Consider the following 12,380-nt stretch of genomic DNA (forward strand, 5'->3'; position numbering starts at 1 on the left):
CAAGCACGATCTCTATGAGGGTAACGAGATTGCTTCCACAACGGTGGAAGAGGGCAAGATCACCGTAAAGGCAGCGAGTGCTAAACACACCGTGACGTTCGATTCACAGGGAGGCAGCGCGGTTGGGCCCGCTACCGGTGTGGTCAGCAACACGATGATCAACGAACCCCCAGCCCCGACGAAGGCAGGTTTTACATTCGCAGGCTGGTATAAAGATACGCTTGGGACCGATGCGTGGAACTTTGCGACGGATGTGGTGACGTCTGATATGATGCTGTATGCGAAGTGGATACCGGCCGCACAGGAGCAATATACTGTGACGTTCGACTCGCAGGGCGGCAGCACGGTTGAGCCCGCGACAGGTGTAGTCAGCGGCACAATGATCAGCGAACCACTGGCCCCGACGAAGGCAGGATACACGTTCGAAGGCTGGTACAAGGATGCGGACGGGATAGACGGGTGGAAATTCGCGGAGGATACGGTGACATCCGATGTAACGCTGTACGCGAAGTGGATGCGGCACGCGGCGCAGATTCAGATCGGCTCGGTGAACGGAACGCCGGGATCTACGGTGGACGTACCGGTCACGGTGGCCGAATCCACCTATGGAATAGCAGCTTACGGCGTACAGCTTGATTTTGACACGGAGGGATTGGAGATAACTGGAGTTACAGGAAATGCGGGAGATTACTTCGACTCCAATTACGATAACGACTCAGGCTGGCTCAAAACGGCATGGGTAGACAGCGACGCGGGCGATACGCCGATCAAGGCCGGAGATAAGTTGTTTACCGTAAGCTTCAAAATTAAGAGCGGGGCAGAACTAGGCGTTAAGAAACTGACGGTGAAAACAGGAGAGCCGACGCTTTTCTCAATCTTGGATGCATTCGGGGCTGAGATGAACAAAACGTTGAACCCTGGCAAGGTAACGGTCAAAGAGGGACCGGTGCAACACACCGTGACGTTCGATTCACAGGGAGGCAGTGCAGTTTCCACCATCACCAATGTGGACAGCGGCACGATAATCAGTGCTCCGCCAGCGCCGACGAGAGCGGGCTACACATTCGCAGGCTGGTACAAAGAAGCAGCGGGAACCAACGCTTGGAGCTTTGCGGCGGATACGGTCACGTCCGATATGACGCTGTATGCGAAGTGGACAAGCAATGGTTCAAACGGTTCGAACAACTCGAACAATAACTCGAACAATTCAAGCAATTCGAATAACTCGGGCACGCCATCCATTCCAAGCACGACGACCCCTGAGAAGCCTACCGGTCTTCAAGTCATTGTCGATGGCGTTGCGAAAGACCAGATTGCTGCTGGTTCGACCACTAAGGAGAACGGCAAATCGGTACTGACGGCTACGATCGACCCATCCAAGCTGGCTGATCAGCTCAAGCAGGCGGCAGATAAGTCCACCGTGGTTATTCCCGTAACCGCCAGTGTGGATAAGGTATCGGTGGTTTTGACGGGTGAAGCGGTGAAGAGTATGGAAAACAAGCAAGCGGTGTTGGAGGTGCAGACGCCAAGCGGAACCTACAAACTGCCTGCCGGGCAAATCGCCATCGACGATATCTCTTCTAAACTTGGTGAACAGGTTAAACTTTCGGACATTGTCGTTCATGTGGAGATTGCCAAGAGCGATGAAGCAGCAGCGGTCCTCGCAGAAACTGCGGCAGCTCAAGAAAATTTTGAGGTTGCGGCTCCGCCTGTCGCTTTTGATGTAACGGCTTCCTACAATGGTAAAACGGTAAGCGTCGAGCAGTTCAGCAGCTACGTGGAACGCGAAATTCCGCTTCCCGCCGGCGTTGACCCGAGCAAGGTGACGACGGCAGCCGTCCTGAACCCGGACGGCAGCGTGCGCCATGTTCCCACTTATGTTACGACCCGTGAAGGGAAGCATTATGCGGTCGTGAACAGTTTGACCAATAGCGTCTACTTCCTGATCTGGAATGCAAAAACATTCGCGGATGTGGAAGGGCATTGGTCGAAGCAGGCCGTAAATGACATGGCTTCTCGTATGATTGTCAAAGGTAGCGATGAGAACCATTATAATCCCGATGCGGTTATAACACGTGCGGAGCTCGCAGCCATCGTGGTCCGGGCGTTGGGATTGTCCGACAACGGCAGCGGCACCAAGTTCAGCGATGTCAATTCTGCTGATTGGTATTCAGGCGCTGTAGCCAAGGCTGTGGAATATGGCTTGATCGAAGGCTACGACAACCGGACGTTTGCTCCGAACCGGACGATTACCCGGCAGGAAGCGTTGGTGATCATGTCCCGGGCGATGAAGCTGGCGGGTCTTGAAGCCGACGGAATCGATGCGGAGTCCCTGCTGTCTTCGTTTGCAGACCGGACAGCGGTCGCTTCCTGGGCAAGGCCAGCCATGGCCGCAGCCGTGAAGAACGGCCTCGTGGAAGGATCTACAGGGGGCTTGAACCCGACCGGCAACCTGACCCGAGCTGAAACTGCGGCGATTGTACAGCGGTTTTTGATTAAGGCCAACCTTATCGATAGCCGGAACGCCAACTAGTTAAGCTGGCGAAAAGGCTTATAAGCAGTACAAAAACCAGCCTCTCTTCCTTATCACTTGGAAGGGAAGGCTGGTTTTACCTTTATGTTGATGCAGTGGCAAAAGAGTCCCTTATCAATGTGCGTATCGCCCTTGAGAAACAGTACTTTTGGGAAAGCCTGCTTCGCTCCGATAATGTTTCGGAGAGGACCCCTTCACCTTTTTGAACATTTTGGAGAAAAGGAGCGGGTCGGCATAGCCGACCGAGCGGGCGATATCGCCGATCGAAAGGTCTGTGCTTCCCAGCATTTTAGCCGCCATATCCATTCTGTAGCGAATCAGGTAATCCTGAATGCTTATGTTCATTTGCTGTTTGAATAACGAGCACAAATAGCTTCGATTAAGCCCAATCAAATGCGCGATGTCCTCGATAGTAATTTTTTGAGAAAAGTTCATTTCGATAAAATCGATCACTTGCTCCACGTAAATCTCAGCCCGGCTTTCCCTTTGAACGGTGGGCGTTTCCGGACCAGATTCCACTAGCAAAGATAACATCAAATACAGCAGCCCCGTTAGTCTGGTTTCCCGGGCTTTATGGCTTGGTCTCGACTGGTCCATCAACTGCAAATACTGATGGATCATATCATCTCGATCATAATACAGAATTGGAGATGAAGGGGTTAGCCCTGCTTGCATAAGGAGGGGTTCGGCCAACGTGCCGTTAAAACCAACCCAGCCGTATGACCAAGGGTTAACTTCGTCGGCTTGATAATAGGTAACGACATGGGGACAAATCAGAAACCCCTGTCCTTTTCGAAGGTGGTGCCTCACTCCCCCTACCTCAAAAATCCCCTCCCCTTTGAATATATAATGGAGCAAATAGTGAGTCCTTACGGCGGGCCCAAAATAATGACCGGATATACAATCCTCCATGCCAAATTGCGTCAGATGCAGCTCGGTGTGCTGTTTGCTTCGAGGCAGATACTCTAACACAAGCAGATCCCATCTCCTTAAAAATAGAATGCCTGTCAATTATCAATCATAATAACATAATGAGTGAGCACCATGCCATGTACGACCTATCGTATGATCATATATGATTTTTGTATATAAGCCTGTATTTCTGGAATCGTAGGGATCAATCCTAAAGCCATGTTTCAAGGATAGATTGAATACAAAGATGCCAGAGCATTGCCCCGGATGGCGGAGATGTAATGGTTCATAGATACGAATATGGCACAAGCCATTTTCTAGACCTTGTTACGATCCATGAAGTACCGATAGGCAGGAAAGAAGGGATGTTTACCAATGGGCGTAATCGTTCAAGAGCAAGCAGGGTTGTTTCATCTGCAGTCGTCCGGCATGAGCTATTTGATTCAGATCGTGGACGGTTATCCTGTACATGGGTATTGGGGTGGGAGACTGAAGCATCGGGAAACGATGGGCGATCTCCTGATACACACTCCCGCGAGGGCTGGGCTTGACCGGCTGCCACAGGAATACCCGCAATACGGCAGCGGAGACTTCCGGAATCCGGCGTACCAGGCCGAACTGGAGGATGGGACGAGGATTACGGAGCTCAAGTACGACGGTTACCGGATCCTAAAGGGAAAACCGCCATTAAGCGGACTTCCGGCCGTTTATACGGAGGAGGAGTCCGAAGCAGAGACGCTCGAGCTGGTATTAAAAGATGCCTACTCGGGACTTAAGGTCGTCCTGCTTTATTCCATCTTCACGGATCGCAACGTGATCATTCGGTCAGCTCGTTTGATCAACGAAGGGGACAAGATGCTTCGGCTTCGCCGTGCCCTTAGTGCCAGCGTCGATTTCTCCGATCATAGCGATTTGGAGATGGTGTACCTTTCCGGGGCGTGGGCCCGGGAAGGAAATATGAAGCGAAGACCGCTTGAACAAGGCGAAACCCGGATCGACAGCAAAAGGGGCATGAGCAGCCACCAGTTTAACCCTTTTGCCGCTCTGGTCACACCGGAAACGACGGAACGACATGGGGAAGCTTTTGGCTTTAGCCTGGTGTACAGCGGCGGATTTGAAGCAGGGGCAGAGGTGGATTCCTTCGGCTCTACAAGGTTTGGCATTGGCGTGAACTCTTTTGATTTCGCGTGGCAGCTGAATCCGGGGGAGAGCTTCCAAACGCCGGAAGCGGTCATGGTGTACTCCGCGCAAGGGTTGGGAGAGATGTCGCGGACGTATCACCGCCTGTACCGGACCCGGCTGTGCCGGGGGAAATACCGGGACGAAGAACGGCCGATTCTGGTCAATAACTGGGAGGCCACATATTTCGACTTCAATGCGGACAAGCTGGTTTCGATTGCGGAAGAGGGGGCCAAGCTGGGCATTGAGCTGTTTGTCTTAGATGACGGCTGGTTTGGCAAACGGGATGCGGATAATTCGTCGCTGGGGGATTGGTACGAGGACCGGCGGAAGCTGCCGGACGGACTGGCGGATGTCGCGGAGCGCATCAACCGGCTGGGCCTGAAATTCGGGCTGTGGTTCGAGCCCGAGATGATTTCGCCGGACAGCGAGCTGTACCGGAAGCATCCGGACTGGTGCCTTCACGTTCCGGGGCGGAGACGCAGCGAAGCCAGGTGGCAGCTGGTGCTGGACTACACGCGCCAGGAAGTGCGCGATTACATCTATGACTCGCTCTCTGCGATTTTCTCCACCGTGCCGGTTGCTTACGTGAAATGGGACATGAACCGCGCTTTGACGGAAATCGGATCAGCTGCCCTGCCGCCGGAGCGCCAAGCTGAGACTGCTCACCGCTATGTTCTTGGGTTGTACGAGCTGCTCGAGCGAATCACCACCGATTTTCCGCATATTTTGTTCGAGAGCTGCTCCAGCGGCGGTGGACGCTTTGATCCCGGCATGCTGTATTACATGCCTCAAACCTGGACCAGTTAGTATCGGAGCGCATGTGTCGGCGGTTCCGAACCATCAGGTCGGACGGATCACACCGCTTTGATTTTCGCGGCAATGTCGCCATGTCCGGAAACTTCGGGTATGAGCTGGATCTCACGAAATTTACCGATGACGAAAAGGAAACGGTCAAACGCCAAGTCGCCGCCTACAAGCAGATCCGCGGGTTGGTGCAGCAAGGCGACTTGTACCGTCTGAAAAGTCCATTCGATGGGAACGAGTCGGCGTGGATGTTTGTTTCGGAAGATCAAGAGGATGCTTTGGTCTACGCTTTTCAAGTGATGGCCGTGCCGAACGCACCCCAGCGGACCTTGCGCCTGGACGGACTTGACCCAGAACTGGAATACGAAGTGGAGCCCGGAACCGGCGGGGAATTTTCGATCTTGGGGGGAGACCGACTGATGCAGCTCGGTTTGCCCCTTGCCTACGAGCATAAAGATTATCAAAGCCGATGGTTTAGACTGCGGGCGCTCAAGCCCGGCAAGGTGTAACCATTGATCTAAGCCCGAAAGAGCATCAATGGATGGAGTTTAAGCCCCTTTTTTAAGCGAAAAAGGGGCTTTTTGCGCGCAGCAGAACAGATAACACGGGAGGTAGCGCTATGTTTTTTATCCGGATGATGAATGATATGAAAATAAGGAAGAAGCTGGCCGTTACGTTTATATCGGTGGCCGTTCTTCCCTTGCTGCTGTGCGGCCTTTTTTTGACCGGAAAGCTGCGCGAAATCGTTATTGAAAACGCTTTTGTGCAGGTCTCTACCAATGTGGAGCGTGTTTCCGAAGAAACGAAATACATGATCACGATCCACTTTTACGATTCTCCTTCGTGCACNTAACCGCCTCTTGTTATAATGCGGACTCTCTGGCTCATGAATCGCGTGCAGCTATAATAGGCATCCATCTCATCATTCCTTTCTTTGCAAAGCATCATATGAACGCGTTGGACAAGAGGTCACGGCAGTTATACCAATGAATGAGGCCGATTCCGCTAGTTTACGAAATTTTGAGAAACGAACTTTAAAGTGCAACTTTAAACCTTTAAAAAAGATTCAAAAATAAATTAAACCCTGCAGCACAAAGCGGTCAGGGTTTAAAAATGTTATTTGTTTAGAAAAAGAAAGATCTAATGCTTTCAGATCACAACGGCGCGTCCACCCTGCCAACAGGTAGCCGGCAGGGTTTTCGTCAATCCTGATATCTGGTTTACCAACAAAATGCTGCCAAAATAATTACCAACAGAATGAACAACACAAGGATAGCACCAACATTGTTGTGCAAGCCGTAACCGTACCCTGCGCCAACTCCTCCTACAACTCCACTCATCCCTTACTACCTCCTTGGGTTTAAAGTACAATGTATCTTATGATTAAATCAGGATTGGGTATGGGCAAAGCGGTAAATAGATAATCATATCATATGGATTATGAACATTTGGGGAAGGGCAAACCTCTCAAGGGCAAACACTCATTTTTAAGTTTCGGACTATAAATTTAGAATGAATCAAAAAAACGACCCTGCCAGCTAATAGCCAGCAGGGTTTTCGTCACTCCTGTGGAGGCTTTTTTTGTTATGTAAAAATATTTTTCATCCGTACAACTCTTTATGCCAAGTCATACTTTTTAGGGACACACAAAAACTGTTTCTCTGGACCCACACGGTATTTGTACGCTACTATTAAAACCTATCGTTTCAACACGGATGCTACTGAATGTGTAAGGAGTTAAAAACGTGAACCATGAAGACAGACAATCGACATTTGCCATTTGGCTCAGCTTCATAAGCAATATCGTGTTAACCGCTATTAAACTCGGTGTTGGATTCTTATCCAATAGTCCGGTACTTATTGCCGATGGCGTTCATAATGCAGGAGATGTCGTCGCTACAGGGGCAGCCCTCAGCTCCATGCGAATCTCCAAGCAGCCTCCGGATGAGGATCATCCCTATGGTCATGGGAAGGCAGAGGTGCTGGGGGCAGGGGGCGTGGCCATCATTTTAGCGCTGGCCGCTCTATATATGGCCTATCACTCCGTCATGGTGCTGTTCGAACCCCCGCACAAAACAACCGTCGTCGCGCTGGCAGCAGCGGCTTTTTCTTTGATTTTGAAGCAAGTTCTCTATGTTTACACCATGGCTATCGGAAAACGTCATCGAAGCAGCGGGCTCATTGCTACAGCTTATGATCATCTGGCAGATGTCTATGCTTCCATTGCCGCGGTCATCGGCATCGCATTGGGCATGCTCGGCGATCATTACGATATCGCGATTCTCTCTTATGGCGATCCTATTGCCGGAATCGTCGTCGCTTATTTGGTGTTAAAGCTGGCGATTCATATGGGAAAATCCTCGGTCGATGTTTTGATGGAGAAAAACGTGGACTTGGAGAAAATGAACGAGCTTACGGAGTTAGTCAAAACGGTTCCGGAAGTAAAGCGACTGGATCGCCTTCGTGCGAGGGACCACGGCCATTATATTATTGTTGATATTCGGGTCGGGGTGGCGGCTGAGCTTAGTGTTCAGGAAGGGCATGATATTTCCAGAAATATTAAACAAACGATTATGAAGCATTGCTCCGATGTCGGAGAGGTTATGGTTCATTTAAATCCATGGTATGAAGAGTAGTCCGCAAATAGCTAAACCCCGCTCATTGAGCGGGGTTTAGCGCATCCTCATCCTTATCCGTAACTTCCTCCACCATGCCGTACCGTTCCAGCGCCTTCACCGAAGCCTCCAGCATGCGTCTTTTCACATAGTCTCCTTCAAGCACCCGCACCCGTTTGCCCAGGAAGCGCAGCTTGGACAGCAGAAATTCCTTCTCATCGCCCATAACGCATACCTTCACCGTATAGGTATCGATTTGCGCGTCATACTGCACCTCCTTGTCAAAACAGCACAGCGCATACAGAATGCGCGACATCTCCTGGTTATACTGCGGCATAATTTGGACGAGCACCTCGGCTTTGCGGTTCTCCAGCGTCTCGCTGATCCTCGTCAAAATATCGCTTACCCGCTCAAGCGGCAGCTCCTGCTCGGTGACAGAGAGGATGTTATCCAGCTTAGTGCTCATGAAGGCGCGGTTGCGGATATGGTGCCACAGCAGGTACCATTCCCGCTTCACCATCGAATACTCCACCCGATACGGCACGCCCAGTTGGTTGGAGTAGACCTGCCCGCTTTTCAGGACGTGGGTGACGCGGATCCCGCTCCGGTTCATGATCAGGCGGCGCAGCGGGCGCAGGAGGGGGTGGTACACCTGCTTTTCCCGGCTCCGCGCTTTCTCGATCAGGTGAGCGCCGGTGTCCATCGCTTCATCTTCGGCCAGCAGTGCTGCCAGCTTCGCCAAGGTTTCGGGCGTAAATGCTTCGGAAGCGGCGGGGTGTTCCAGCACGGTTTTCAGCCAAGCACGTTCGTGGGCGGTGACCATGAAGGTGCCGGAGTCGTCGAGGCGCGAGATGATCTGGTAGTTAAAAATCTTTTCAAACAGATTCATAATAGGCGCGTATCTCCTTCCATTCCGCGATCATTTCGCGGCGCAGCCGAATGGGCTCAAGCACCTCGCAGCTGGAACCGAAGCTCCTCAGCCACGGCTTGATTTCCGTCGTGCCGTTTACAGTAATCTCGTAGATGAAGGCCACGTCGTCTTCTTCGACGATTTGCCCCCACTGACCCTGCAGCAGCACCCGTTCCTTGATGAAATTCGGCCCGTCGCCGGGATTGTAAAATTTAGCCCGGACCGTGACCGGTGCGCCGGTGTCGATCAGCCAGCTGTAGCGCAGCTTCTCCAGCAGCTCCTGCTGCTTCTCCGCAAACCAGGCGGGATCCGCCTCTTCCGCTTCCTCAAACTGCGTGATGCCCTCCATTCGGTACTTCCGGATGCCTTCCCGGCCATAGGACAGCAAATACCAGCGGCCGTATTGATGGTCGTACACGACCTTTAGCGGCAGCGTCTGTTCCAGCTTGCCCTGCGTTTCCCGTTCGAACAGCGGATTGGTGTTCTGGGAGGCGTAGCTCTTTTCCGCCTTAGGCGAGAAATACAGGAACCGGACCTTCCGGTGCTTGCGGATCGCATCCAGGATGGTGAACAAGTGGGCTTCGTCCAAAATCCGCGAGTGATAGTGATATTTATATAAAAAGGGCTCGACCGCATGCTTCTCCGAATGGCTTCGCATCAGCTGCTTCTTCAGTCCATCCCGCAGCAGGTAGCCCTGCACGGAAGGGATTAGGGTGCCCGCCATGACGTCCACAAAATCATACAAATCCAGCAGCTCATCCTCGGTCAGCTCCTGAACGAGCTCGCCGCGAATGGCGTATCGGTAAGGGCGCGCTCCGCCTATTTTGCGGATCACCCCTACTTCTTCCAGGTACTTCAGATCCTTGCGGATCGTCTTCTCATCCGGAAGCGGGAGATGGGCGGCCATCGCGTTCGTGCAGCAGTCCAGCAGCTCCAGCGCCGTAAGGGACTGCGTACCAAGCGCCCCAAGCAGCAGGGACAGCCGCTCACTTTCTGATTCTTTCAGCGACTTGGCGCGGAACAGGAACAGCAGCATCGGGTCGGCCGAATCGTAGTAGTTGTAACGCAACCCTTCGCTGAACTCCTCGGATCGTCTTATCGAACGTGTTCACGGAAATCCCGAGCCTCTTGGCGAACTGCTGCCGGTTATACGCCCCGCTCGTCAGCACCAGCAAGCGCAAAAACTGGATTTCTTTATCAAAGCTCTCTTTGGCCATCTGACGGTTCTCCTTTTCCGTATCGATCTCATTCTATTGTAGCAGGCGAACCGGGTAGTTAACACGTGTACCTTACCATGAGCGTGCCGTGATCGTGTGAGCGGAAACACGAATGAGCTTGTTTCACCAGATTTCTATGCCGGGTCGTAATACTTGCGCCATGTTCGTGCGCACGAAAATAAGCGATGATGACAGCAAGGAATTGAAACCCGCAAGCAAGGAGAGTGCAGTATGGCGATCGTGCAAATCAAGTCCACGAACCCGCAGTTTTCATTTTTGATCAAAAAGAACCCGCATTCCGGCATGATTCTCCGCAGCATCCGCAAAGGCATGGCCTACGGCTGGTATTCGGATGATCAGACGTTCAACGTCTATTTCAAAGACGCCGATAATGAAATTTCCTATAAGCAGCATGCCGACGAGCAGTTCGAATATTTGAACGTGTCGCGTTACAACACGCCGTTATTTCCGCTCAATGCGATCAGCGAGTTTTTCGCTCACCCGCTCAAGCACCATGACGAACGTGATACGGAGGGGTATGAGCATACGTTGATGATCGGCATGATTCATATCGAGCTCACGCGCTATATCGATTTTTTTGAAAAGCATCTCAAGGACTTCACGTTTCAGATTATGCATCAGGCGCATAAGAGCTACTCGCTTACGGTAACGACGCAGCGCAGCCTTTATGAGCTCCTTCACGCCGTGAGCGTGCTGTGCCTGTTCCTGTCCATGTTCGGCAATGAATATATCGACATTTCCGAGCATGTGCTGGACAAATACATCCGCAGCATCAACGTGATCGACGCACCGTTTTACATCCGCAGCCTGTTCGTCCGCAATTTCCTGGCTTCCCGGGAGCGGTATAACAAGTACAAGGCAGAGCTTGAAGCATCGACCCGTTACCGAATCCAATTTGCTTACGGGGGTACAGCGCTGCAGCGCCGAAATTACATCGGCGGCGTGCTGCCTTTCGATAAGTCCATTCTCGACGTCGGGTGCGGCGAAGGCTTTTATGCGCTGCCGTTTGCCGGCAAAATCGAAGGAAGCTACTACGCGGTCGATATCGACGAAGAGAGCCTGGCGGCCCTGACCCGCAAAGCGGAGTCCCGGCAAATCGATAACATTGCGCCCTACCACTCGGTGGACCATTTTCTCAAGGATTACAACGGCGAACGGGTCGACGTGATCCTGACGGAAGTTATCGAGCATATGAGCAGAGAGGAGGCTGCGCAGCTGATTCGGCAGATCGTGGCCGGGGTCGATTTTGAGCATTTGGTGATCACGACGCCGAACGCGGACTTTAACCGTTATTACGAGCTGTCCGCCTTCCGCCATGACGACCATAAGTGGGAGATGGGGCAGGAGGAGTTCCAGACGTGGATGCTGGATGTGATTCAGGGGCTCGGACTGTCGCATGACTTCGCGGCGATCGGGGATGAGGTCGACCAGATCCGGACGACGCAAGGCGTTATTTTGAAGAAAGAGGGGGCTTAGAGCTCATGGAAATCCGCACAAAAATGCATACCATCTTCATGCTCGTCGGTTCCACGGAATGCGGCAAAACGACGTTTGCCCAAGACGTGCTGATTCCGGGATTGCGGTTTGGGGATGAGACATCGAAATTAAAAGCAAACATACAATATCTGTCCTCCGACCGGATCCGCCAGGAGGTGCTCGGATATGATTACGATAAATACGATCAAGTGATGCTGGAGGCGAGTGAGCAGGCTTTTCACCTGCTGTTTGAGCGGCTGAAGATGGTTACGTCGTTCCCGGTCAATGCCGATTTCGTGGTGGTGGATACGACGGGGCTGGCGGAGGATTTTCGCGAAAAGGTGCGGGAGATCGCCCGCAGCAATCACTACAACCTTGAGGTCATCGTCTTTGATTACCGGAAAAGGGAGGATTACTACGCGTCGGAGCGCTCCAAACGGCTCATCACGAATCATATCAACCGCCTGAAAAAAGACGTGCTCGGCGCGCTGCCGCGCGAAGGCTACGAAAAGATCCATAAGGTGCGGGCCAAGGATTTTTACCGGCCTGAAGAAAGCACGGCCAATCCCGACTACCGCGTGATTATCGAGGATTCGGAGGCTTACCGGGAGACGGTTCTCCCGCATGGCCCGCAGTACATCATCGTGGGGGATGTTCATGAGTGCGTGGAAGAGCTGAAGGGCCTGCTGCTGAGCTACGGCTTCCGGATC

Annotated in this window: 7 protein-coding genes and 2 pseudogenes; 5 read left to right on the forward strand and 4 right to left on the reverse strand. The window is 52.4% G+C overall.

Annotated elements, in window-relative coordinates:
- A partial coding sequence (locus CPT76_RS27430) for an InlB B-repeat-containing protein (RefSeq protein ID WP_181153077.1) occupies positions 1–2,533 on the forward strand: 2,533 nt, incomplete at its 5' end.
- Between the two features lie 114 nt (positions 2,534–2,647).
- On the opposite strand, the gene CPT76_RS27435 is transcribed toward CPT76_RS27430, so the two are convergent.
- The gene (locus tag CPT76_RS27435; protein ID WP_258168846.1) at positions 2,648–3,544 is read right to left on the reverse strand and encodes an AraC family transcriptional regulator; all 897 of its coding nucleotides are present in this window, start codon (positions 3,542–3,544) and stop codon (positions 2,648–2,650) included.
- Between the two features lie 276 nt (positions 3,545–3,820).
- Between CPT76_RS27435 and CPT76_RS27440 the strand changes: the two are divergent.
- Positions 3,821–5,940, forward strand: a pseudogene (locus CPT76_RS27440) (alpha-galactosidase).
- A gap of 711 nt (positions 5,941–6,651) precedes the next feature.
- On the opposite strand, the gene CPT76_RS38505 reads toward CPT76_RS27440, so the two are convergent.
- On the reverse strand, positions 6,652–6,771 hold the full coding sequence (locus CPT76_RS38505) for a YjcZ family sporulation protein (RefSeq protein ID WP_208629353.1): 120 nt from the start codon (positions 6,769–6,771) through the stop codon (positions 6,652–6,654).
- Between the two features lie 405 nt (positions 6,772–7,176).
- Between CPT76_RS38505 and CPT76_RS27450 the strand changes: the two genes are divergently transcribed.
- Positions 7,177–8,067 (forward strand): cation diffusion facilitator family transporter, encoded by an 891-nt coding sequence (locus tag CPT76_RS27450; protein WP_105445147.1) that lies wholly within the window; start codon positions 7,177–7,179, stop codon positions 8,065–8,067.
- Between the two features lie 22 nt (positions 8,068–8,089).
- Here CPT76_RS27450 and CPT76_RS27455 read toward each other — a convergent pair whose 3' ends face one another.
- Together CPT76_RS27455 and CPT76_RS27460 are read right to left on the reverse strand one after the other, a co-directional pair.
- Positions 8,090–8,935, reverse strand: a complete 846-nt coding sequence (locus CPT76_RS27455) for a WYL domain-containing protein (RefSeq protein ID WP_105445148.1) — start codon at positions 8,933–8,935, stop codon at positions 8,090–8,092.
- A pseudogene (locus CPT76_RS27460) lies at positions 8,922–10,173 on the reverse strand (helix-turn-helix transcriptional regulator). The gene CPT76_RS27455 and the pseudogene CPT76_RS27460 overlap by 14 nt, the downstream one beginning before the upstream one ends.
- A 231-nt stretch (positions 10,174–10,404) precedes the next feature.
- On the opposite strand from CPT76_RS27460, the gene CPT76_RS27465 reads away from it, so the two are divergent.
- Positions 10,405–11,670 carry a class I SAM-dependent methyltransferase gene (locus CPT76_RS27465; protein ID WP_105445149.1) on the forward strand — a complete coding sequence of 422 codons (1,266 nt, stop codon included), beginning with the start codon at positions 10,405–10,407 and terminating at the stop codon, positions 11,668–11,670.
- 5 nt (positions 11,671–11,675) lie between these two features.
- The coding region (locus tag CPT76_RS27470) for an ATP-binding protein (protein WP_219845478.1) at positions 11,676–12,380 on the forward strand (705 nt) is incomplete at its 3' end.

The sequence above is a fragment of the Paenibacillus sp. AR247 genome, from assembly GCF_002968895.1.
GTDB classification, from domain to species: domain Bacteria; phylum Bacillota; class Bacilli; order Paenibacillales; family Paenibacillaceae; genus Paenibacillus_AQ; species Paenibacillus_AQ favisporus.